The sequence below is a fragment of the Tritonibacter sp. SIMBA_163 genome (assembly GCF_046535935.1).
Lineage (GTDB): Bacteria > Pseudomonadota > Alphaproteobacteria > Rhodobacterales > Rhodobacteraceae > Epibacterium > Epibacterium scottomollicae.
Genome location: NZ_JAWJBP010000001.1, coordinates 557,789 through 580,373 on the forward strand (window position 1 = coordinate 557,789; position 22,585 = coordinate 580,373).

At 63.7% G+C, this 22,585-nt stretch carries 24 protein-coding genes; 15 read left to right on the forward strand and 9 right to left on the reverse strand.

All coding sequences use genetic code 11. From position 1 onward, the window contains the following. Window positions 1-84 precede the first annotated feature (84 nt). Both R0J92_RS02560 and R0J92_RS02565 read left to right on the forward strand, forming a co-directional pair. The gene (locus tag R0J92_RS02560; protein ID WP_411050788.1) at window positions 85-657 is read left to right on the forward strand and encodes a uracil-DNA glycosylase family protein; all 573 of its coding nucleotides are present in this window, start codon (window positions 85-87) and stop codon (window positions 655-657) included. Further along, a complete protein-coding gene (locus R0J92_RS02565) occupies window positions 650-1,441 on the forward strand; it encodes an SseB family protein (RefSeq protein WP_411050614.1) in 792 nt (263 codons plus the stop codon). Before R0J92_RS02560 ends, R0J92_RS02565 begins: the two co-directional genes overlap by 8 nt. Window positions 1,442-1,738: 297 nt before the next feature. Here the strand turns inward: R0J92_RS02565 and yghU are convergent, their stop codons facing one another. Continuing rightward, a complete protein-coding gene (gene yghU, locus R0J92_RS02570) occupies window positions 1,739-2,617 on the reverse strand; it encodes a glutathione-dependent disulfide-bond oxidoreductase (RefSeq protein ID WP_106162971.1) in 879 nt (292 codons plus the stop codon). A 275-nt stretch (window positions 2,618-2,892) separates the two neighbouring features. On the opposite strand from yghU, the gene R0J92_RS02575 reads away from it, so the two are divergent. From R0J92_RS02575 to R0J92_RS02585, 3 genes are all read left to right on the forward strand, one after another. Beyond that, complete coding sequence (locus tag R0J92_RS02575) at window positions 2,893-3,705, forward strand: NYN domain-containing protein (protein WP_106162970.1); 813 nt, start codon at window positions 2,893-2,895, stop codon at window positions 3,703-3,705. Continuing rightward, window positions 3,705-4,094 carry a DUF4260 domain-containing protein gene (locus R0J92_RS02580; RefSeq protein WP_106162969.1) on the forward strand — a complete coding sequence of 130 codons (390 nt, stop codon included), beginning with the start codon at window positions 3,705-3,707 and terminating at the stop codon, window positions 4,092-4,094. Before R0J92_RS02575 ends, R0J92_RS02580 begins: the two co-directional genes overlap by 1 nt. A 177-nt stretch (window positions 4,095-4,271) precedes the next feature. Continuing rightward, window positions 4,272-4,790 carry a YHS domain-containing (seleno)protein gene (locus R0J92_RS02585; protein WP_106162968.1) on the forward strand — a complete coding sequence of 173 codons (519 nt, stop codon included), beginning with the start codon at window positions 4,272-4,274 and terminating at the stop codon, window positions 4,788-4,790. Between the two features lie 82 nt (window positions 4,791-4,872). Here R0J92_RS02585 and R0J92_RS02590 read toward each other — a convergent pair whose 3' ends face one another. Continuing rightward, window positions 4,873-5,724 (reverse strand): AraC family transcriptional regulator, encoded by an 852-nt coding sequence (locus tag R0J92_RS02590; RefSeq protein ID WP_411050615.1) that lies wholly within the window; start codon window positions 5,722-5,724, stop codon window positions 4,873-4,875. A 116-nt stretch (window positions 5,725-5,840) separates the two neighbouring features. Between R0J92_RS02590 and R0J92_RS02595 the strand changes: the two genes are divergently transcribed. Beyond that, window positions 5,841-6,224 (forward strand): cupin domain-containing protein, encoded by a 384-nt coding sequence (locus tag R0J92_RS02595; protein WP_411050616.1) that lies wholly within the window; start codon window positions 5,841-5,843, stop codon window positions 6,222-6,224. 3 nt (window positions 6,225-6,227) lie between these two features. Further along, window positions 6,228-6,638, forward strand: a complete 411-nt coding sequence (locus R0J92_RS02600; protein ID WP_411050617.1) for a DUF2000 family protein — start codon at window positions 6,228-6,230, stop codon at window positions 6,636-6,638. A gap of 81 nt (window positions 6,639-6,719) precedes the next feature. Here R0J92_RS02600 and R0J92_RS02605 read toward each other — a convergent pair whose 3' ends face one another. Next, window positions 6,720-7,313, reverse strand: coding sequence for a GcrA family cell cycle regulator (locus R0J92_RS02605; protein ID WP_411050618.1), 594 nt, complete (start codon window positions 7,311-7,313; stop codon window positions 6,720-6,722). 189 nt (window positions 7,314-7,502) lie between these two features. On the opposite strand from R0J92_RS02605, the gene R0J92_RS02610 reads away from it, so the two are divergent. After that, complete coding sequence (locus R0J92_RS02610; RefSeq protein WP_106162963.1) at window positions 7,503-8,327, forward strand: ABC transporter permease; 825 nt, start codon at window positions 7,503-7,505, stop codon at window positions 8,325-8,327. Between the two features lie 19 nt (window positions 8,328-8,346). Here R0J92_RS02610 and R0J92_RS02615 read toward each other — a convergent pair whose 3' ends face one another. Beyond that, window positions 8,347-9,261, reverse strand: coding sequence for a DMT family transporter (locus R0J92_RS02615; RefSeq protein ID WP_411050619.1), 915 nt, complete (start codon window positions 9,259-9,261; stop codon window positions 8,347-8,349). A 379-nt stretch (window positions 9,262-9,640) separates the two neighbouring features. On the opposite strand from R0J92_RS02615, the gene R0J92_RS02620 reads away from it, so the two are divergent. Then, entirely contained in the window at window positions 9,641-10,816 is a 1,176-nt protein-coding gene (locus R0J92_RS02620; protein WP_411050620.1) for an aspartate aminotransferase family protein, read from the forward strand. A gap of 80 nt (window positions 10,817-10,896) precedes the next feature. After that, entirely contained in the window at window positions 10,897-11,823 is a 927-nt protein-coding gene (gene argF, locus R0J92_RS02625) for an ornithine carbamoyltransferase (RefSeq protein WP_317386682.1), read from the forward strand. Between the two features lie 420 nt (window positions 11,824-12,243). Here the strand turns inward: argF and R0J92_RS02630 are convergent, their stop codons facing one another. From R0J92_RS02630 to hrpB, 3 genes are all read right to left on the reverse strand, one after another. Beyond that, entirely contained in the window at window positions 12,244-13,737 is a 1,494-nt protein-coding gene (locus tag R0J92_RS02630; RefSeq protein ID WP_411050621.1) for an inorganic phosphate transporter, read from the reverse strand. A 115-nt stretch (window positions 13,738-13,852) separates the two neighbouring features. Next, window positions 13,853-14,311: an NUDIX hydrolase gene (locus tag R0J92_RS02635; protein ID WP_411050622.1), complete on the reverse strand. Its 459-nt coding sequence runs from the start codon at window positions 14,309-14,311 to the stop codon at window positions 13,853-13,855. Window positions 14,312-14,475: 164 nt separating this feature from the next. Next, entirely contained in the window at window positions 14,476-16,980 is a 2,505-nt protein-coding gene (gene hrpB / locus R0J92_RS02640; protein WP_411050623.1) for an ATP-dependent helicase HrpB, read from the reverse strand. 310 nt (window positions 16,981-17,290) lie between these two features. Between hrpB and meaB the strand changes: the two genes are divergently transcribed. From meaB to R0J92_RS02660, 4 genes are all read left to right on the forward strand, one after another. Continuing rightward, complete coding sequence (gene meaB / locus R0J92_RS02645) at window positions 17,291-18,274, forward strand: methylmalonyl Co-A mutase-associated GTPase MeaB (RefSeq protein WP_411050624.1); 984 nt, start codon at window positions 17,291-17,293, stop codon at window positions 18,272-18,274. 318 nt (window positions 18,275-18,592) lie between these two features. Then, window positions 18,593-18,883 (forward strand): 50S ribosomal protein L28, encoded by a 291-nt coding sequence (gene rpmB / locus R0J92_RS02650; RefSeq protein ID WP_106162957.1) that lies wholly within the window; start codon window positions 18,593-18,595, stop codon window positions 18,881-18,883. A 177-nt stretch (window positions 18,884-19,060) separates the two neighbouring features. Continuing rightward, window positions 19,061-19,405 carry a hypothetical protein gene (locus R0J92_RS02655; RefSeq protein WP_411050625.1) on the forward strand — a complete coding sequence of 115 codons (345 nt, stop codon included), beginning with the start codon at window positions 19,061-19,063 and terminating at the stop codon, window positions 19,403-19,405. A 77-nt stretch (window positions 19,406-19,482) separates the two neighbouring features. Further along, the gene (locus R0J92_RS02660; protein ID WP_411050626.1) at window positions 19,483-20,013 is read left to right on the forward strand and encodes a copper chaperone PCu(A)C; all 531 of its coding nucleotides are present in this window, start codon (window positions 19,483-19,485) and stop codon (window positions 20,011-20,013) included. A gap of 109 nt (window positions 20,014-20,122) precedes the next feature. Here the strand turns inward: R0J92_RS02660 and R0J92_RS02665 are convergent, their stop codons facing one another. Further along, the gene (locus R0J92_RS02665; protein WP_411050627.1) at window positions 20,123-20,821 is read right to left on the reverse strand and encodes an NAD-dependent deacylase; all 699 of its coding nucleotides are present in this window, start codon (window positions 20,819-20,821) and stop codon (window positions 20,123-20,125) included. A gap of 112 nt (window positions 20,822-20,933) precedes the next feature. On the opposite strand from R0J92_RS02665, the gene R0J92_RS02670 reads away from it, so the two are divergent. Beyond that, complete coding sequence (locus R0J92_RS02670) at window positions 20,934-21,383, forward strand: low molecular weight protein-tyrosine-phosphatase (protein ID WP_411050789.1); 450 nt, start codon at window positions 20,934-20,936, stop codon at window positions 21,381-21,383. 4 nt (window positions 21,384-21,387) lie between these two features. On the opposite strand, the gene R0J92_RS02675 is transcribed toward R0J92_RS02670, so the two are convergent. Then, entirely contained in the window at window positions 21,388-22,353 is a 966-nt protein-coding gene (locus R0J92_RS02675) for a LysR family transcriptional regulator (protein ID WP_317386675.1), read from the reverse strand. Between the last annotated feature and the right edge of the window lie 232 nt (window positions 22,354-22,585).

Sequence of the window (22,585 nt, forward strand, 5' to 3'; positions counted from 1 at the left end):
TTATCGCGCGTGGCACGGTCAGGTCAGTATCGCAGCATTTCAGCGAAAGGAAAACGGGTGAAGCGGGTCTCGGAACTGCAGCAAATGATTGCCGAATGTCGCATCTGTGCCGAGCGGTTCGCGGCGACGCAAACGGCCCATCGGCCGCGTCCTGTGGTCTGGTTCGCGGGCGGTGCACGGATCTTGATCGCCGGTCAGGCTCCGGGGCTGCGAGTGCATGAAAGTGGTAAACCATTTACCGATCCCTCCGGCGACCGGTTGCGCGCATGGCTGGGGCTGAGCGAGGCGCAATTCTATGACCGGGAACGGGTCGCCATCGTGCCCATGGCGTTCTGTTTTCCCGGCTATGACGCCAAGAAGGCCGACCTGCCGCCACCGCGCATCTGTGGTGAAACCTGGCACGACAGCGTGATGGACGCATTGGACGGGGTGCGCCTGCGTATTCTGGTTGGCGGGCATGCGCATCGCTATCACCTCGGCACCCGCAAAGGCGTGACGGAGGTCGTGCGGGACTGGAGATCTCTGCCGGAGGATGTCTTCGCCTTGCCTCATCCGTCCTGGCGCAATACGGCTTGGTTGAAACGCAACCCCTGGTTCGAGGCAGAGCTGCTGCCGGTCCTGCGTGCGAGGGTGAAGGAGCTGATGGATAATGACTGAACTGACCCCGCTGGATCTGGCTCACGCAGCCATGGAGGCGGCTCCGGAAGATGACGCGGCCCGTCTGCGGTTTTTTGAGCGGCTTGCGGATAGCGAGTTGTTCATCCTGCTGGACAAGGAGCCGGAGGGCGAGCGGATCAGCCCGCAGGTGTTTGATACTGGCGAGGGGCAGTTTGTTCTGGTGTTTGACCGCCAGGAACGTCTGGCGCAGTTTGCCGACCGGATCGTGCCCTATGCCGCGCTTTCAGGTCGGGTGATCGCGCAGATGCTGGCCGGGCAGGGCATTGGTCTGGGGGTCAATCTGGAGGTTGCGCCGTCGTCGATCCTGATCCCGGAGGCGGCGATGGGTTGGCTGGCAGAGACGCTCTCGCATGCGCCGGGCGAGGTGGAGGCATCCATATCCGAGGTGCGCCCGCCCAAGGGGCTGCCCGAGGTTTTGCTGACAGCGCTGGATGCCAAGCTGGCGACTGCCGCCGGTCTGGCGCAGACCGCCTATCTTGCGGCAGTGACCTATGAGAGCGGCGGCAGCGGTCACCTCTTGGCCTTTATCGGTACAACCGAAGGGGCCGAGGCCGCGCTGGCGAAGGCCGCCGGCGAGGCATTGACCTTTTCGGGGATCGAGGCCGGAGCGCTGGATGTGGGGTTCTTTGCGGCCAGCGAGGAGATCTCGGCGCGGCTGTCGCGCGTGGGGTTGCGGTTCGACCTGCCGAAGGTGGAAGCCGCCCAAAGCTATCAGCCGCAGATGCCGGGATCAGATCCGGCCAAGCCTCCGCGTTTGAAATAACGATCCGATTGCGCAGAACAGGGACGGGAGCTCTCCCGCCCGTCGCTGGATCACTTGGGTGATCCGCTCCCGTTGGGCGTGGCGCCGGGCCCTTCGGCCCGGCGCTGCCTCCAGCCCCCGATGGGGGCTGGAGGCCCGGCCCAACCCTGCCAGGGTGCTCTGCCAAGGGCAGGGCGCCTGCAGCGGGGGCGGGAGGGCTCCCCGATCTGGGATATGTCACGGACCAAGGCTCATTGGAGAAAAAGAAAACCGCGCCGGGATGCGGCGCGGCTTTGCAGATGTTCTGGGCGGTCGGAGTTATTCCGCCGCTTCGGACTCCAGCTTATCCTGGGTCCGCGTTGCGAAATCCTCCGCCGAATGACGTTCGCGCAATTGCGAGGACAATTCGCCAAAGGATCGGTTGACCATGCGGCCGCGTTGCACGGCAGGGCGGGCGTCGATCGCCTTGGCCCACCGCATCACATGCTCGTAGCTTTCCACGTCTAGGAACTCTGCCGCATCATAGAGACGCCCCAGAACCAGCTGACCATACCAGGGCCAGATCGCGATATCGGCGATCGAATACTCTTCACCGCCGAGATAGGTCTTGCCCGCCAATTCGCGGTTCAGCACGTCCAGTTGGCGTTTGGCTTCCATGGTGAAGCGGTTGATCGGGTATTCGAACTTCTCTGGTGCGTAGGCGTAGAAATGGCCGAAGCCGCCGCCGAGATAGGGCGCAGAGCCCATCTGCCAGAACACCCAGTTCATCACCTCGGTGCGGGCGGGGCCGTCCTTGGGCAGGAAATGACCGAACTTCTCGGCCAGATGCATCAGGATCGATGCGCTTTCGAACACGCGCACCGGTGCCTCGCCAGAGCGGTCGTGCAGCGCCGGGATCTTGGAATTCGGGTTGATTTCGACAAACCCGGAGCCGAACTGATCGCCATCACCGATGTTGATCAGCCAGGCATCATACTCGGCGTCCTTCACGCCCAGTTCCAGCAGCTCTTCCAGCATCACGGTCGCTTTGACGCCATTGGGGGTGGCCAGCGAATAGAGCTGGAACGGGTGATCCCCAACGGGCAGCTCCTTGTCGTGGGTGGCACCCGCGATGGGACGGTTGATGGAGGCAAACTTGCCACCGCTTGCTTGATCCCAGGTCCAGACCTTCGGAGGGGTGTAGGTCGTATCGCTCATGGAGGGCCTCATCATGTTACGTGTCAGACTATGGTAGCGTAGCCACCCATGCTGGGGTGTCGTGAAGCAGACGTCCCGGGGCAGCGTCCCAACTCAGATGGGGACAATAATGAAAATTCCAATGACTGGAAGGTCTGGTGCGGTAAATTTTCCGACACCAAGGACGTCTCCCGGCCTGAAACGGCGAAGAATTCCACGGATCGCGCCATGCCCGGTTTCCATTTCCTGTCATGCGGGTATGTATGGACAAAGCCCTTTCACAGACAGGATCTCCGATGTCCAATAGCGAAAAACCACCCCTTCTGGCGGTCCTGATCGACGCGGATAATATCTCTGCCAAACATGCCGAGGCCATGTTCGAGGAGATCGCCTCGCTTGGCGAAGCCAGCATCCGCCGCATCTATGGCGACTTTTCCGGCGGTGGCCCACAGGGCTGGAGCAAGGAGAAGCTTGCGGCCTATGCCATTGTGCCGCATCAGCAATTCGCCAATACCACCGGCAAGAATGCCAGCGACATCGCGCTGGTGATCGATGCGATGGACATCCTGCATTCGGGCCGCTTCGACGGGTTTGTGCTGATTTCATCGGATAGCGATTTCACCCGCCTGGCCAGCCGCATCCGCGAACAGGGTCTGGATGTCTATGGCATGGGCATGCGCAAGACGCCGGCGGCTTTCGTACGGGCCTGCAAACGGTTCATCTATGTGGAGAACCTGCTGAACGAGGTGCCTAAACCCTCTCGACCGCGGCAGAAACCGGCAGCCCATGCCAGCAGCGCCACGCCGGAACAGGCCAGCGAACTTGCCAGCGACCAGATCACGGAACAGACCGCCGCGGCGCAGGACGACGAGGCCCCGGCAGAGCTGGAGGATCCGCAAAAGCTGGTGCTGCGGGCGATGGATGCGATCAGCCAGGAGGACGAGTGGTTCTCTCTGGGCCAGATCGGCCAGTATATCACCGCGGCCAGCCCGGATTTCGACACCCGCAGCTACGGCAAGCGCAAGCTGTCGGATCTGATCGCCACCATGAAGATCCTGGAAACCCGGCGCGGCGAGGGCAACCAGATCGTGGTGCGTAGGCTGGACTGATGGACGTGCCGGAGCAGTCCGTCATCCGCTGGCAAAAGGCCGAAGGCGCGGTGATCTGCGCCGTTGGTATCTGGCTTTATGCCGGTGCGGAGACGGTGCTGCCGGTCTGGGCGGCGGTGCTGGTGTTCTTTGCGCTGGATCTGAGCTTTCTCGGGTATCTGTTTGGTCGGCGCTTTGGCGCGGTTTGTTACAATCTGGTGCATGTCTATGCCTTCGGCGCTGTCACATTGGCGCTGGGGCACCTGTGGCATGCGCCGCTGGGATGGGAGCTGGGCGCGCTATGGTTAGCGCATTGCGGCTTTGACCGGATGCTGGGCTATGGGCTGAAAACGATGCAAGGGTTTGAATTCACTCATCTTGGCCGCATTGGGCGAGCCCGAAACAGCTGAGGCCGACGCGCCGTTTCCGCATCATCACAGCGATCTCACGCAGGCTCGTCTGCCAACACAGGCGCGTGAGAGCGGCTTCGCAAGGACGATGCTTCGCGTATCTTCTCCTCAGATCCTGCGCTTACTGCAGGTGTCTCAGTTTATGGTGCGCCGCGGCGCCCGAGGAGAGGAATTCGCATGAAACGTTTCGCTTTGGCTGCAGTAGCAGCCCTGACCCTTGGCCTGCCAGCGTTTGCAGGCGAACAATTCGTCGATGAGACAGGCTATGCGGCCTCCGGCTATGATGTGGTTGCCTATCGCAGCCTGACGCAGGCTCCGGTCGGCGAAGCGCAGCCCGCCGCGGTTCCGGGCAAGGCGGAGATCACTGCCGATTACAACGGTGCGACCTTTGCTTTTGCCAGCGAAGAGAACCGCGACATGTTTCTGGAAAACCCTGCGCATTACGCCCCCCAATACGATGGTCACTGCGCCTATGGCGTCTCCAAGGGGGGCAAGGTGCCCGGCAACCCGAACCTGTGGCGTATCATCGACGACAAGCTTTATCTGAACATCACCAAGAATGTGGTTGGCTTCTGGGAAGAGGACATTCCGGGCAACATTACCCTGGCTGAGGGCAACTGGCCGGAGATCGACCCGGCGCCCGCCTCGACCAGCACGATCCCGAACTTCTCCTCGCCCGCACCGGCCCAGAACTGATTCGCTGATCCTGGCCGGGGTTCTGGCCTGATGGCCTGCCAAAGCCCCGCATGTTGTGCGGGGCTTTTTTGATGGGCGGCGCTTAGTCTGGACGACACAGGCGCCGCCAGCGGCCCGGTGACATGCCAACGGCGGCAGTGAACTGGCGGGTCATATGGGACTGATCGCTGAAACCAGCCAAAACGGCGGCTTCAGCTAGGGGGATGTCGGCCAGAATCGCCTGCTGTGCGCGCTCCACCCGGCGCAGGGTCAGGTAGCGGTAGGGGCTGGTGCCAAGCGCGGCGCGAAACTGTCTGGACAGGCTGTAGCGATCCAGCTGAGTGACCTGTTCCAGCTCTTCGGAGGGCACCACCCGCGTCGCATGGGCGTCGAGATAGTCGCGGGCGCGATCCACCGCGCGCATGTCGATACGGGCGCGGCGGGCACGCCCGGCGCTCTTGTCCTGAGACAGCACCCCCTGTGCCAGAAGCGCGATCACCTGATCCTGTTGCAGCGGTTCCAGCGGGCGGTCCATGTCGGCGCAGGCCATGTGCAGCGCCTGCAAAAGGGCGGGGTTGGTCAGCACCGGATCCTTGGCAAAGGGCAGGCTGCGGGCGGCAGGGCCAAGTGCTTCGCGGATGCGGGCGGGCTCCAGATAGAGCATCCGGTAAGAAAACCCACCTTCCTGACCGGCCTCGCCGTCATGTAGCTCGTCCGGGTGGATCACGATCACATTGCCCGCCAGACTGTCGGCGCGGGCGCCGCGATAGCGGAAGCTCTGCACCCCGTCGAGTGTGTAGCCGATGGCGTAGCTGTCGTGGCGGTGCAGCCCATAGGCATGGCCGTCGAAATGCGCCTCGATCCGCTCCAGCCCGGTGACCTTTGGTGCGACGCGCAGCCAGTCGCCCGCACCGGGGAGGGCGCAGGATCGTTCAAGACCGCATGGGCGCGGCATGGCAGTTTCGGGGCCTGAGCACGTGTCGGTCATCGGAGAGCAGTCCCGGGGCGGCGCGGACCACGTCCGGCTGGCCCTGCGCGGGCCGGTTGGTGAATTCAAGAAGGAGTATCCCCGTGCCACCCGAAAAACTCAATATACTCGACCGCGTGGAGGCGCAGATTTCACAGGTCTTCGATCCGCATATCGTGGCGGATGTGAACGACGCCCAGATCAAGGTCGCCAAATTCGGCCCTCGCTTCGATTGGCACAGCCACGGATCGGAAGACGAGGCGTTTCTGGTGCTGCGGGGGCGCATCGCCCTCGATTTCCGCGATGGCGTGGTGGAGCTGGGAGAGGGCGATTTTCTCTGCGTGCCGCGCGGCGTGGAACATCGCCCCCGCGCCCTGACCCCGGAGCCGGTGGTGGTGATGGTGGAGCCAGCGGGGACGCTCAACACCGGCGATGCCGACAGCGCCCTGACCGTCTCCGCGCCCAAGCGCCTGCGGGCAGGGGGCTGAGCGATGCAGTTTGACACCAAGATCGCCATTGTCCTGCGTGCGGACCTCGCCCCCTGGCAGAAGCTGAATGTCACCGCGTTTGTGATGTCGGGGATCGTGGGCGCAACTCCTGGGCTGATCGGTGAGCGGTACCGGGACGGCGACGGCATTGGCTACAACGCGCTGGCGGTGCAGCCGGTGATCGTGCTGGGCACCGATGCGCCGGGGATTCGCAAGATCTTCGACCGCGCCGGAACACGCGGTGCGGCGCTGTCGATCTACACCGAAGAGATGTTTTCCACCGGAGATGATGCGGCCAACCGGGCTGTGGTGGCGGAATACGCCACGGCGGATCTGAACCTGGTCGGCCTGGCGCTGCGCGAGGAGCGCAAGCTGGTCGACAAGATCACCAAGGGCGCGCAGATGCATCCCTGAGCGTGCCACCAGTCTCCCGGCAAAAGAAAAACCCCGGTGCCGAAGGGCGCCGGGGTCTTGCATGTTGATCGTTCCGAAGTCTCAGCGCTTGCGGTCGCGGCGCGAGCTCATCGGCTGGAACGCGACGCCGACATGGGCCTCGCAATAGGGTTTGCCCTGCTGCACCGGCAGGCCGCAGAACCAGAAATCCTCGGTCGCGGGATCGCCCACGGGCCATTTGCAGGTGCGCTCGGTCAGCTCCATCAGGGTCAGCCGCTTGGCCTTCTTCTCGATCTCGTTGACCTTGGCCAGCGCCTCGGCGGGGATCTCGTTGGCCGAGGGCTGCGGCGGCAGCGGCTGGCCAGCCGGGATGATCTGCTTGCGCGTATGGGTCGAGGGCTTCGGCTCCACCGCGGGGGCCTCCGCCGCAACGGGCTCCGGCGTCACCGGGCGGGCCGGTTCGGTCTTTGGCTGGACCTTCGGCTTAGGGGGAGCCTTCGGCGCGGGCTTTTCCTTTGCTTCAGCTGCAGGCTTGCTGCTGCTGGTCGTGGTGCGGTTGGACAGACCGAGACGGTGAACCTTGCCGATGACCGCGTTGCGGGTCACGCCACCGAGTTCCTTTGCGATCTGACTGGCCGACTGGCCTTCGCCCCACATTTTCTTGAGCAGTTCGACGCGCTCGTCTGTCCAGGACATTAGGTGCCTTTCAAAGCGGATAGCGGCCTCAGGGGTCCTGTGGCCGCCATCGAATTCCAAGTTACCTCGCTATATTAATTACTGACGGGCGAGATACAAGTCATGAACAGGTCCGACTGCGGTCAGATCCGCAGCTTGCATCCCTGAAAACAGCCATTATGCAGGCAGGATACAGAAAATGAGGGTGGCATGTCCGACAACAGCACGCAGATGAGCTTTCGTATCGAAGTGGGCGAGCGCCGGTTCGGCCGGATCAACTGGCTGGGGCTGCAGACCCTTGCCGGTCGCGAGATCAAGCGCTTTCTGGTGGTCTACACCCAGACGTTGGTGGCGCCGATGGTGACGGCGGCGCTGTTCCTCTTGATCTTCAATATTGCCATCGGCCCGCGCCGGGGCGACGTGATGGGGGTGCCCTTCATGTCGTTCATCGCGCCGGGCATCATGATGATGACGGTGATCCAGAACGCCTTTGCCAATACCTCCTCGTCGCTGGTGATCTCCAAGGTGCAGGGCAATATCGTCGACACGCTGATGCCGCCGCTGTCGGGGCTGGAGATCCTGTTGGGCTATCTTTGCGGTGCGATTGCACGCGGCGCGCTGGTGGCGCTGGGAATCGGGCTTGGGATGGTGCTGTTCCTCGGGCTGGTGCCGGCACATCCGCTGGTGGCGCTGGGCTTTGTGGTGCTGGGCGCGGCCTTCCTTGGCGGGTTGGGTATCGTCGCCGGGGTGTTCGCCGAGAAGTTCGACCAGATGGCCGCAATCACCAATTTCGTGGTGACTCCGCTGGCCTTCCTGTCAGGCACTTTCTATTCGGTCGAGGCGCTGCCGCCGGTGCTCTATGCGATTTCCCACGTCAATCCGGTTTTCTACCTGATCGACGGGGTGCGCTATGGGATGATCGGTGTCTCCGACAGCGATCCGCTGTTTGGCGCGCTGGTGTGCCTTGGTGCGACCGCCGCCATCACGGCGCTGGCCTGGCAGATGCTGCGTACAGGCTACCGCCTGAAGGCCTGATCCTGAATGTGCTGACGGGTCAGGGCGCGGGGCGGCGCAGGGTTACGGAAGGGCGCTTGCCATTGACGCTCTCGCGCCAGGCCAAGAGCGCCGCACCGGACAGGATGATACAGGCCCCAAGCACGGTGATCGCATCCGGCAACACGCCAAAGATCGCCGCGTCATAGATCGCGGCAAACACCAGCGTGCCATAGGCAAAGGGCGCCACAAAGGACGCATCCGCCCGCGCCATTCCGTTGATGAAACAGGCCTGCGCGCAGGCCATCAGCCCGCCAAGCGCGGCCAGCGCGCCCCATTGAGCCAGCGTCGGCATCTGCCAGACGGCGACTGCTGCGGTGCTGGCGATCACCATGCCAATCAGATTGTTGACCCAAAGGACCTGTAGCGGTGGCTCGCGCCCTGCCAGTTTCTTGATGAAGATCAGCTCCGCCCCCATGGCCAGCGCCGCTCCAAGCGCCAGCAGCGCGGCGGGTTGAAAGCTCTCTGGTGTTGGACGCAGCAGCACCATGGCGCCGCCCAGGGCAATCGCCGCGGCCAGCCAGCGCCAGGGGCCGACTTTCTCGCCCAGAAACGGGATCGCCAGCAGCATGCCGATCACTGGGTTCAGAAAGGAAATCGCCGTGGCATCCGCCAGCGGGATGAAGGCGACGGAGGCAAACATCAAGGTGACCCCGCCCCAGCCGAAGGTCGACCGCCCGATGTGCAGCCCCCAATGCGGCGCCCGGATCTTCTGGCGCATCACCACCACGGCGGCGGAAATCCCGATGAAGGCAAAGACAAACCGCCCCTGGCTGATCTGCAGCGGGTGCAGCGGCGGCCCCAGCGTGTCGGTGCCGAGCGACTTTGCCAGCAACGTGGTGCCAGCGATGAAGACGGTCGCAAGCAGGATCAGCGCGGCGGCCAGCGGGGGATTCTGTGGGGTCACATGCGTCATGGTACAAGCGGTGCGCGAGCTGGGCCGCAAAGGCAAGCGCAAAGGCTGCGGTCTGCGACGCACGGTCTGACGGAATGACGGGCGACCGGACGCCATTTTGTGCGCCATTGGGTGCCAAAGGGGGTTTTCAGGTGGCAAAGCTTCCGTTATGGAGCCTTCCTATGATCAAACACGCATGCCTCCTGTCGACTCGACGTCGACGCCAATGTGCCTGACACGCTGCCACCCGCAGCGCTTTTGATCCCGCGCGCCTCGCTTGTTCATCAAGAGGGCGCGACCTTCTCAAACCCAGACCGGACCAGTTATTGACCGTCGCCCCGTGGTGGGGCACTGATTTGGTCCTGATCCCTGTTAGACCGCACTGCAAAGGATGATCCAGATGATCGCTTCCGTTCTTCCGACCTATAATCGGGCGCCCCTGACCTTCGTCAAAGGCGAAGGCTCCTGGCTGATCGAGGCGGATGGTCGACGCTTCCTGGACCTCGGCTCCGGCATTGCGGTGAACGCGCTGGGCCATGCGCATCCTTCGCTGGTGGAGGCGCTGACAAGCCAGGCACAAAACCTGTGGCATGTCTCCAACCTTTACGAGATCCCGCAGCAGCAGGCGCTGGCGGACAAGCTGGTGTCGGAGACATTTGCCGATACGGTGTTCTTCACCAATTCCGGCACCGAGGCCTGCGAGCTGGCGGTGAAGATGGCGCGCAAGTATCATTTCGAGCAGGGCCACCCGGAAAAGGTGGAAATCATCACCTTCGAGGGGTCTTTCCACGGTCGCTCGTCCGCCGGCATCGCGGCGGCGGGATCCGAAAAGATGACCAAGGGCTTTGGCCCGCTGCTGCCGGGATTTGTGCATCTGCCCTGGGGCGACGCCGAAGCCGTCGAGGCCGCCATTGATGAGACCACCGCGGCAGTTCTGGTGGAGCCGGTGCAGGGCGAGGGCGGCATCCGCCCGATGCCCGATCAGGAGCTGAAGGACCTGCGCGCGCTCTGTGATGAACACGGCATCCTACTGATCCTCGACGAGGTGCAATGTGGGGTGGGCCGCACTGGCAAGCTGTTTGCCCATGAATGGGCGGGCATTACCCCGGACATCATGATGGTGGCCAAGGGCATCGGCGGCGGCTTCCCGCTGGGCGCGGTGCTGGCAACCGAAACGGCCGCCTCCGGCATGACGGCGGGCACCCATGGCTCCACCTATGGCGGCAACCCGCTGGGCTGCGCAGTGGGCTGCGCGGTGATGGATCACGTGGCGGCGCCGGAGTTCCTCGCCGAGGTGAACCGCAAGGCGGGCCTCATGCGCCAGAAGCTCGAAGGGTTGGTTGCCTCGCACCCCGAGGTGTTCGAGGAGGTGCGCGGCTCCGGCCTGATGCTGGGGCTGAAATGCAGGGCGGTGAACGCCGATGTGGTCAAGGCGGGCTATGCCGCCGAGGTCATCACGGTGCCCGCCGCCGACAATGTGATCCGCCTGCTGCCCGCACTGACCATCACCGATGCGGATATCGAGGAGGCCGTCCTGCGCCTCGATGCGGCTGCCACGGCGGTCGAGGCTGCCTGACCTTCATCTTTTCCCAAATATCTCAGGGGTGCGGGGACTGGTCCCCGCATCACCTCCGGCACAACAAAGCGATACATCTCATGAACCATTTCCTCGACATCCATAAGACCTCTCCCGACGACCTGCGTCAGATCATCGATCAGGCCGCGCAGATGAAATCCGCCCGCGCGGGGCGTCCCAAGGGAACTCCCGACGACGATCAGCCGCTTGCGGGGCGCATGGTGGCGCTGATCTTCGAGAAACCCTCGACCCGGACCCGGGTGTCGTTCGACGTCGGCGTGCGCCAGATGGGCGGTGAGACCATGGTGCTGTCCGGCAAGGATATGCAGTTGGGGCACGGCGAAACCATCGCCGACACCGCGCGGGTGCTGTCGCGCTACGTCGATCTGATCATGATCCGCACCTTTGACGAGACGGTGCTGACCGAGATGGCGGAATATTCCGATGTGCCCGTGATCAACGGGCTGACGGATCGGACCCACCCCTGCCAGATCATGGCCGATATCCAGACCTATGAGGAACATCGCGGCCCCATCAAGGGCAAGAAGGTGGTCTGGACCGGGGATGGCAACAATGTCTGCGCCTCCTTCCTGCATGCGGCGGGGCAGTTTGGCTTCGACCTGACGTTCACCGGCCCGTCGCAACTGGACCCGGAGGAGGAATTCATCGGTCTGGCGCGCAAGGCGGGCTCCACCATCACCATCGAACGCGACGCGGCCAAGGCCGTGGCGGGTGCCGATCTGGTGGTGGCGGACACCTGGGTGTCGATGCATGACAGCCAGTCCTCCAAGGAGCGGCGCCACAACATGCTGCGGCCGTATCAGGTCAATGATGCGCTGATGGCGCACGCCAAGCCGGACGCATTGTTCATGCATTGCTTGCCGGCGCACCGCGAGGAAGAGGTGACCTCTGCGGTGATGGACGGGCCGCAATCGGTGATCTTCGACGAGGCCGAAAACCGCCTGCACGCACAGAAGGCCGTGATGCGCTGGTGTCTCGGCGTCTGATCCGCCGGCATCGATGAGGTCGCGGCGGGGAGGCTCCCGCCCGTCGCACCTGCATTGAAATGCAGATCCGCCCGTTGGGCGTAGCGCCGGGCCTTTGGCCCGGCGCGGTGCATTTGCGCAGGCGGTTCACATCTGGTCTCGCCGGGGTGGCTCAGTTAGGGTCCACTGGTGATCGTAAATGACGCTGAGACATTGATGCGTGATCTTGATGTGCCGTGCCTGGAGGTGAGGGCACGGCGCGACGTCACAGGATTACTATGGGGGCGATGCCTGCCGGAACCGGCACAGCTCTGCCCGGTCGCCGCGAAGCTGTCATCGTCGGCGCTGTCGGAGGAGAAGGCGCCAGCAGACAACAGGGCACAGGGTCGGAGGGACCACCTAAGGTCGCGGCAAGGGACATGCGATAGATGACCGCGCGGCTCAGCCTGCAAAGAAACGCAGCACCGTAAACACAAGCGCCGAGACCATGGCAGAGAGCGGCACCGTGATCAGCCAGGCCGCCAGAATGGTCAACACATGGCTGCGCCGCACCAGGCGTCGGCGGCTGCGATCTTCGCGCGGAAGACCGGGGCGGTTTGATTTCCCGCCCGCCCGCCGGGTCTGGGCGGCCGCATATTCGCGATAAAAACCGACACCAAAGACCGCGCCGACCGCCACATGTGTGGAGGAGACCGGCAGGCCAAGCCAGCTTGCGACGATGACCGTCAGGGCGGCGGAGGTGGAGACGCAATAGGCGCGGATGGGATTGAGCTTGGTGATCTGCGTGCCGACCATGTTGATCAGGCGCGGCCCAAACAGCAGCACCCCCATGGCCATGCCGAGTGCGCCGATGATCAGCACCCAGAACGGAACGCTGATCGGGGCAAAGGCGTCGATTTCGGCAGGGTGGGTGCCAATGCTCTCTTGGCCCATGACCTGAACAATGGTGGCCAGCGGGCTGATTGCATTGGCGACGTCATTGGCACCATGGGCAAAGGACATCAGCACTGCTGCGATGACCAATGGCAGGCGGAACAAGGCCTTGATGGCGCCCTTCTGGTGTTCAAGCTGCGCGGCGCGGTAGCGGATGACTGGACGGGCGATCATGAAAGAAAGCCCGCCTGCAAGTGCCCCAACGCCGAGAGCCTGTTCAGGTGTGACGGTGGCGATGGTGTCCGGTAGTTTCAGCGCGAAAAAGGTGCCAAAGGCCCCGCCCATGCCCGCCAGAAGAACTGGCACCCAGCGCCGGGCGGCGGCCATCTTGTCGTCCCGGCTGCTGATCAGGCGCTGGATCAAGGCCAGCAGCGCCATTGCCAGCGCAGCGCCGATCAGCGGGGAGAGCATCCAGCTGGTGGCGATGCTGCTGAAGGTCAGCCAGTCGACTGCTGCGACGCCCGCGGCGGCGCAGGTGGCGCCCAGAATGGCACCGATGATGCTCTGGGTGGTGGAAACAGGGGCAGACAGCCAGGTTGCGAGATTGACCCAGAGCGCCGATGCGATCATCGCCGACATCATCGCAAGCACCACCACTTGGGGGCTGTTCATTGCGGTGGGGTCGATCAGGCGGCGTGATACGGTGTTGACCACCTCGCTGCCGCCAAGCAACGCGCCGGAGACCTCTGCCAGCGCGGCGGCGATCAGCGCGGCGGTCATTGGAAGCGCCTTGGCGCCCACCGCCGGGCCCATGTTGTTGGCCACATCGTTGGCGCCGATGTTGAGCGCCAGATAAGCGCCAAACACCGCCGCCACCATGGCCATGATGGTGGTGGGCGAGGTGCCCATGACCAGCGCGGCTTCAAGCCCGGCAAAGGCCATGAAAGCAAGCGCCAGCCCCAGCCCCAGCAGCGGACGCACCACATAGCCTGTCGCGCGCTCCGTCTGATTGAGACGGGCAAGGTCCTTGTCCAGGGATCTCCAGTCGGGGCCGGTTGTCATGTCGCCTCCTCAGGATGCGCCGCGCAAGCCGGGCCAGTCGGTGGAGTGCCGACGTTCAGGCCCAGTGCGATGGCAGTCGTTTTGGCGGGGAGATGTGACACGCGGATCAAGAGGATCAAAAAACGCTCAATAAATCGCGCAACTGCGGCTCATTCACGAGTTCCGCGGCCTCGGACGGTGTCATCCAGCGGCGGCTGCGTTCATGTGCCTCGGGAAAGTCATCGCACAGCTCTTCTACCTCCAGTGCATAGACCAGGGTTTCCAGCGGTTCGACCGCGCCGCTGTCGAGACGCTTGTCATATTCATAGCGCCCAAGCGGGGTGTCATCAAAGCGCCCCTTGCGCACGCCGGCCTCTTCCCAGGCTTCCTCCGCTGCGCTTTCGGCGCTGGATTTGCCTGCCATTGGCCAACCCTTGGGCAGCACCCAACGTCCGGTGTCGCGGCTGGTGATCATCAGCACCTCGCGCCCGTCGCCCGTCTGGCGATAACACAGCGCGGCCACTTGCAGTCGGCGCGGGCGCGACAGCATGGGGCGCAGTGTCTGAAACCAGAGCTTGTGCAGGGAGCGTTGCATCGGGGTGATAAACAGTCCGGCGTGACCGGGTGTCCTTGAAGGTGAACGGATGTGATTGACCGATGGTGAGTATGCAAATTCGGCTGATAGTGCAACGGTTTTATGACACCGCAGGCCGGGGGGGCGGCGCCTGCATGATACGAATTGGTGCAAATTTTGCGATCTCAGCGCCGGGGGCGGGCGCGCAGGGTGGCCTCGGCCTGGGTCGGATCTTCGGGCCAGGGGTGTTTGGGGTACTGCGCGCGCATGTCCTTGCGCACATCGGCATAAGAGCCGGACCAGAACCCCGGCAGGTCGCGGGTGATCTGGATCGGGCGGCGGGCGGGTGACAGCAGCGTGACCTTGAGCGGCACGCCCGCCACGGTGGGGTGTCGTGTGACGCCGAACATTTCCTGCAGCCGCACCTCGATGCCCGGCACCTCACCGGCGTAGTCGATGGGGATCTTGCGCCCCAGCGGGGTGATGAAGCTGCCCGGCACCTCGCGGTCCAGAAGCTGGGTCTGATCCCAGGTCAGTGTCGCGCGCAGGGCGGGCAGCGCGTCAAAGCCTTTCCAGTCGCTGTCGTTGCGGACAGCGCCGAGCATGGGCAGCAGCCAATCGTCGAGGCTCGCCATCAGCCCGGCGTCGGAGAAATCCGGCAGGTCATGTCCTTCGGCGCGCAGCAGTTCCACGCGGGTGGCCAGCCGCGTGGCCGCCGGGGAGAGGCGCAACCCGAGATCGCGCACCCCGTCGAGCATGGCAGTGGCGACGGCCTCGGGCGGCACATCTTTCCAGATGCGGTCCTCCAGCACCAGCGCGCCAAAGCGTTCCTGCCTGCGCGCCACCACGCGACGATCCCGTTTGGACCAGCTGCAGACATCCTGCCATGTGATCTGGTCGGCAAACAATCCGCGGATCTCGGGCAGGGTGATCTGGGCCGCCAGCCGCACCTTTGCCTCGCGCGGGTTGCCGTCGCTGTCGGTCACCACCAGATAGGGGGCGGAGGCCAGCGGGTCGGAATTTTCCAGCACCGCGCCCTTGCCCCCGGCCAGCACGTAGCGCGCGTCATCGCCCTTGCGCCGCTGTGCCACCCGGTCCGGATAAGCCAGCGCGGCCATGGCGGCGGGGGAAAGGGGCTCGGATGTGAGGGATGCGGCGGGTCCGTCCTTGGCGCTGGCGGCCCTGTCGTTCTGCCCGCCGCGCCGCGTGCGCAGGCGCTTGGCCTCGGCGGTGATCGCCTGGAGGGCGGGGGGCTTGACCTGATAGGGGCGGCGGTCGCGAAAGCGGCGCAGGTCGCGCAGGGCCTCCAGGCGCAGGGCCAGATCCACCGGTGCGCCGCGCAGCGGATCGCGGTCGGCCATCAACGCCGCGAGCAGGGCGCTGTCGGGGCCGGCCACAGCCAGCATATGCGCCAGGCGTGGATGCAGCGGCAGACGGGCCAGTGCGCGGCCATGGTCGGTGATGCGCATCTGCCCATCCAGCGCGCCCAGCATCTGCAGCAACGCGCGGGCCTCCGACAGGCTGCCCGCGGGGGGCTGGGTCAGCAAGGGCAGATCATCGGGTTCTGCGCCCCAAAGCGCCAGTTCCAGCGCCAGTCCGGTGAGGTCGGCCGCCTCGATCTCTGCCGGGGGATAGGCCATCAACGCGCCTTCTTCGCCCTTGGCCCAGAGCCGATAGCAGGTGCCCTCGGCGACCCGTCCTGCGCGGCCCTGTCTCTGCGTGGCCTCGGCGCGGGTCACACGTTCGGTCACCAGTCGCGACATGCCAGCGCCGGGGTCGAACCGCGCGCGCCGGGCCTGTCCCATGTCCACCACCACGCGGATGTCCTCGATGGTGAGTGAGGTCTCGGCAATGGAGGTCGCAAGCACCACCTTGCGGCCTTCGGATGCGGGGGCGATGGCGGCGCGTTGCTCGGCAAAGGGCAGGGCGCCGAACAGCGGGCGGATGTGGCAATCGCCGGGCAGGCGGCGCTCCAGCGCGCTGGCGGCGCGGCGGATTTCTCCCTCGCCGGGCAGGAACACTAGAAGGCCGCCGCCACCACCGCCGCTGTTGCGGGTCTCGGACTCGGCGCGGGTCACGAGGTCCACCAGCGCGTCCAGTTTGCGCGCCCGGGCGGGCAGCGGACTGTCGAGCCAGCGTGTCTCCACCGGGTAGCTGCGCCCTTGGGACGTCACCACCGGCGCTTCCATCAGCGCGGCCACCGGACCGGCATCGAGTGTGGCGGACATCGCCAGCAGCATCAGATCGTCGCGCAGGGCGCCGGCGACCTCGAGGCAGAAGGCCAGGCCCAGGTCACCGTTGAGCGAGCGTTCGTGAAACTCGTCGAAGATCACCGCACCGATGCCCGGCAGGTCCGGGTCCGATTGCAGCATCCGGGTCAGGATGCCTTCGGTCACCACCTCGATGTGGGTCGCCTTGGAGGTCTTGGCCTCGCCGCGCACCCGGTAACCGACGGTCTGGCCGGTGCTTTCGCCCAAGGTTGCGGCCATGCGCTCGGCGGCGGTGCGGGCGGCGAGGCGGCGCGGCTCCAGCATCAGGATGCGACCCTCGGTCAGCTTCGCCTCCAGCATCGCCAGCGGCACCTTGGTGGTCTTGCCCGCACCGGGTGGCGCCTGCAGCACGGCGCGGCCGCTCCGGCGCAGGGCAGAGATCAGGTCGGGCAGCGCGTCATCGATGGGGAGCCGTGTCATGGCGGCGCTTATCGCCAATCGCAGGCGCGAGGTCCAGACAGTGTAACGCCGCCCCTCAACGCGATCGCATCATGAACGGAGCCGATCAGCGCCTTGTCCAGTCCAAAGCCGCGTGTTCGGTGGTCGCGGAGCACCCAGGCAGAGCAACGAGGCGGAGCCACGGGCCGCGTGGGACGGCGATGGTGCCGGTACAGCGGCGTCATTTCTGGCAGACTGTCGGCTGGGTTTTCTATGGGTTTTGCGGCGGGCGCCACTGGACAAGCGCGTCTTGCCTGCGTCATCAATGCGCGGTGAGGACAAGAGGCGCGCCATGGACATCGCACAGCTGAGTGACAGGATCTTGAACGCGGACCGGCGGGCGCTGGCCCGGGCGATCACGCTGGTCGAAAGCGCGCGGGCGGACCATCGCGCTCAAGCCGACGAACTGCTGTCATCGCTCACCAAAAGCGGCCGTCAGGCCTTGCGCATAGGGATGTCGGGAACGCCGGGGGTGGGCAAATCCACCTTCATCGAAACCTTCGGCATGATGTTGGTTGGGAAGGGGCTGCGAGTGGCGGTGCTGGCGGTGGACCCAAGCTCTGCGCGCTCTGGTGGCTCCATCCTTGGCGACAAGACCCGGATGGAGCGGTTGAGCCGCGAACCCGCAGCCTTCATCCGCCCCAGCCCGAGCCAGACTCATCTGGGCGGCGTTGCCCGCCGCACCCGCGACGCGGTCGCCCTGTGCGAGGCGGCTGGCTATGACGTGGTGCTGATCGAGACCGTGGGTGTGGGACAATCTGAAACCGTGGTCTCCGAGCTGTCGGATCTGTTCATGCTGTTGCTTGCGCCTGCTGGCGGGGACGAACTGCAGGGGGTGAAGCGCGGCATCATGGAGATTGCGGACATGATTCTCGTGAACAAGGCCGATGGCGATCTGAAATCCACCGCCACCCGCACCTGTGCCGACTATGCCGGGGCATTGCGGTTGCTGCGCAAGCGTCCTCAGGACCCGGATGGGTTTCCCAAGGCGCTGACGGTCTCTGCGGTGGAGGCGACAGGGCTTGATACCGCTTGGGCAGAGATCCAGGCCCTGGCTGAGTGGCGGCGGCAAAGCGGTCACTGGGATCGCAACCGGGCGGCGCAGGCGCAATACTGGTTCGCCGAGGAGGTGCGTCAGGCGCTGTTGGCGCGGCTCGACACGCCCTGGGCCAAATCCCGCATGACCGAACTCTCCGCCGAGGTGGCCGAAGGGGCGCAAACACCTCAGGCCGCAGCACGGGATTTGCTGACCGGGCTTGGTGTGACCAATCGCTGACGACTCGGGCGTGGGTAGGTCGGGTATAACCGGGGGGCTGCCTGCCGCGATCGGGTGCATCGCCTGACCTCGGGGCTTGTCTGATCCGGTGAAAATTGTACAAGGCCGCCAGCGCTGATGGGAAGGGTGCAGGAATGTCGGTCGGACTGCCACAAAAGCGTCGCATATGGCTTGACCATCCCGGTGATTCCTCCTAAACGCATGCAACCAGTTTTCGGGCGCAGCCAATGGCAGCGCCCTTGTAATTTGGCGACTGACTTCACACGGCCGGGCAGGCCACACAGAGGTCGGGACGCCGCAGATACGAAGGATAACACCATGTCGCGCCGTTGCGAACTGACCGGAAAAGGCCCGATGACTGGCAACAATGTCAGCCACGCCAACAACAAAACCAAGCGTCGCTTTCTGCCGAACCTGAACGACGTCACCCTGCAGTCCGAGATCCTCGGTCGTGGTGTGAAACTGCGCATCTCCGCAGCGGCTCTGCGTTCGGTTGATCACCGCGGTGGTCTGGACGCCTTCCTTGCAAAGGCGAAGGACGTTGAATTGTCCGACACCGCGCTGAAGGTCAAGAAAGAGATTGCAAAGGCACAAGCTGCTCAGGCCTGATTGGTCTGACGCGTCCTTGTGATCCTGCCCAGAATTATAAAGACCGTCGTGCGTTCGCACGGCGGTCTTTGCGTGTGTGATTGCCTCAGACCCGCGCTGGGCGCTGGGCGCGACTCTTTGCCCGCCACATACGCTTGAGGCTTGAGGCAGGGCGGGCTTCCTGAGATATCTAACGCAATGAAACGGCTCAGACAGTATATTGCCCTGCTGCTTGCTGCAGCCCTGCTGATGACCGGCCATAGTGCCGCCGCCAGCCGGTTTGCGCGTGATGCAACGGGACAGGTGATCCTGTGCACCGGCAGCGGGCCGGTGAGCGTCTATGTCGATGAAAATGGCGAACCGACGGGCGCGCCGCATATTTGCCCGGATTGCATCACCCATCTCCTTGATCTGGTTCAGGATCCTTTTGCGCTGACGGCGCCGCATGCGACCGCGCGGCGGGCCGCTCCGGTTGCACCGCGCGCGCAATGCGACGTCGGATCTGCTCCCGTTGCCCGGGCGCGCGCGCCGCCGCTGGTCTGATCTGTAGCACCTCTCACACTCAGATCGGCCGCGCCGCAGGCATCCGGCCAACACCCAGTTTTCAAAGGAGACACGAGATGTCTTTCAAATCCCTCACCCTGTCCGCTGCCCTTTCGACCGTCGCGACCCTTGCCCTCGCGGGCGCCGCCTCTGCACATATGATTATCGAGGACGCCTATGCGCGCGCCTCGAACAAGATGGCGGGCGCCGCATTTATGGAGATCATCAATCACAGTGATGTCGATGACCGGCTGGTTGATGTGCGGTCCGACGTGGCCAAGCGCGTGCAGCTGCACACTCATAGTGAAGACGAAAATGGCGTCATGAAGATGATGCATGTGGAGGAAGGCTTTGCCATTTCGGCTGGCGAGACCCATCAGCTGAAACGTGGTGGCGACCATGTGATGTTCATGGGGCTGACCCGCGAGCTGAAGGACGGTGATACCGTCAACGTCACGCTTGTGTTCGAGAACGCCGGTGAAGTCACCGTCGAGATCCCGGTCGATATGGCGCGTCAGCCCAAGGCTGGCCACGGCAGCCATGAGGGTCACGCAGACCACGCCGATCATGACGGCCATTCTGATCATGGCGACGGCGAGTCCAACTAAGAGACAGGCCATCGCTGCGGGTTTGATCTCGTTGCCATCTTGCAAAGCCCCGGCCCCTGCGCCGGGGCTTTCTGCATCCGGCGGGCTGTTTCAGGCAGGCTGGGCTGAGTCAGGCGGGGTCAGGCAGAAGGCGCGCGACCCACTGCGGCACGACCTCCGACGCGGGGCCATAGTGATGCTGTGTGAAGGCGTCGCTGATCTCTGAGGGTTCCAGGTTCAGCTCTATCGTCTCTGCGCCCTGCATCCTGGCCTCCTGCACGAAGGAGGCCGCCGGGTAGACCTGTCCCGACGTGCCGATGGAGACAAATATATCGGCCTCTTCCAGGTGGGTCAGGATCTCGTCCATATGATAGGGCAGCTCGCCGAACCAGACCACATCGGGGCGGGCCGTGCGCGCGCCACAGGCGGGGCAGGTGGTGTCAGGCGTCATCTCCGGCGGTGCCGTCCATCGGTGCTTACAATTGGCGCAGAGCGCGCCTGAGAGTGTCCCGTGCATGTGCAGAACCCGATGAGCGCCGGCAGCCTCATGCAGGCTGTCCACATTCTGGGTCACGATCACCACGTCACCGGGCCAGTCGCGCTCCAATCGCGCCAATGCGGCGTGGGCGGAATTGGGGACCGCTTGCGCAGCCTGCTGGCGACGCGCGGAGTAGAAGCGATGGACCAGGTCGGGGTCGCGTGAAAACCCGTCCGGGGTGGCGACATCCTCGATCTTGTGCTGCGACCAAAGCCCGCCTTCATCACGAAAGGTGCCGAGCCCACTTTCGGCGGAAATACCTGCACCGGTCAGGATCACGATTTTTGTCATCAGTACTGTGTCCTTCTGCTGGTCCGTGCTTGGCCTGTCGGAGTATGATTTGACACGGAGATTACGCCGGGTAAATCCTCGCATTCCATCATTTCTGATCGAAAGGGGCTATCTGATGAAACGCATCCTGTTTGTCTGCCTCGGCAATATTTGCCGTTCTCCGGCAGCAGAGGCTTTGGTTCGGGATAAATGCCCGGAAATCGAAACCGACAGTGCCGGAACATCGGATTTTCACACAGGGGCTCCGCCATATGGCCCAATGCAGGCCGCAGCGAAAAAACGTTCTATTAATATGTCGGACTTGCGGGCGCGGAAATTCACATCCGAGGATTTTTTGAAATTCGATTTCATCATCGTTATGGATGGCGAAAACCTGCGCAATGTCGAAGACCTGCGACCGAGTGGAAACACCACGCCTGTGGAGTTATTCGCCCCGATGGCACCGGGGCTCGCCGCGCAGAATGTGCCGGATCCGTATTACACCCGCGATTTTGACGGCTGTCTGGATTTGCTGGAGGCCGCGGCGACGGGCCTCCAGCGCAGGATCTTGGGGGCCGGTTAAAGGCTCAGGCGTCGATCACGCGCATCTGGCCAGCGAGCCAGGGAAGCCGGTTGACCGCCGGGGTGATCATCTGGCTCTGAACCAGGCGGCGCACGGTATCTGCAACCTCGAGCGGCACCGTATCGGGCCAGTCCGACTGCGAGAAGAGCGAGATCCGACGCGAAAATCCTGTGAAGGGCAGGGCGAAGGCGTCGATGTCATCGTGAAAGCGCACCGCTCGCATGTATCCAAGCGGCGTAGTGATCGCCCAGCCAATGCGGCGGGCCACCATCGCCATCAGCGCCAGGTGAGAGCCGATCTCAAAGCGGTCCTCGAACTCCAGCTTGCTGCGGGTCAGATGCGACTCGATCTGCTGAGAGATCAGCTGATCGCGCGCGTAGCGCAGCAGGGGGAGGTGGTTCAATTGGCTGCCAATGTCTTCTGGCGCGGTAACTGCGCCGCGCGGTGCCACAAGGATGAAAGGGTCCTCGACCAGGGGGTATTCGGTCACGCCACTGCGCAGCTCCCCGGTCGATGCGGCGATGCCGATGTGCAGGTCCTTGGCTTCCATCGCTCGATAAATATCATGGCTGGAGGACGTCACCATCTTGAACCGGCATTGGGTCAGGCTGTCGGCCAGAATGGTGGCCAGACGCGGCGTGAGGTCATTGTCGAAATCATCGATCAACCCCAGCGACAGGGCCGGCAGATGCGAAAGATCCATGACGGTCAATTCACTCTGTGCCAGTCGCAGTTCGCTGAGGACGGCCTGGGTTCGGGACAGGAAACTGCGGCCTGCTGATGTTAAAACCATAGGTCTGCGCCCATGGTCCACCAAATCGGAACTCAGCGCTTTTTCAAGATTGCGAAGCTGCTGGCTCACAGCTGGCTGGCTCAGCCCGGTAATTTCAGCCGCCTGCGCGACTGAACCCGACTTTGCCAGTGCTTCAAAAACCTCTAGCCCCCGAAGTGTGACGCCTTTCATCAGCATGTAAAAGCTCCAAAAAGTTCAATCTCTCTCAAACTCCATCACGCGATACTTCTGCCGGGGGGAGCGTCCGAACACTGCACAGCACAGGATTTTCCCGCACATGAAACAATATGCAATGGTTCTATTTTTATTTTATTAGTTTGGGAAGAGAAAAAGTTATCAAAAGTGATGATTTGCAAAGGGATTCAGTTTTTTCAAAACTATTTCGTTAACACCCGAGAGGGAATTAACC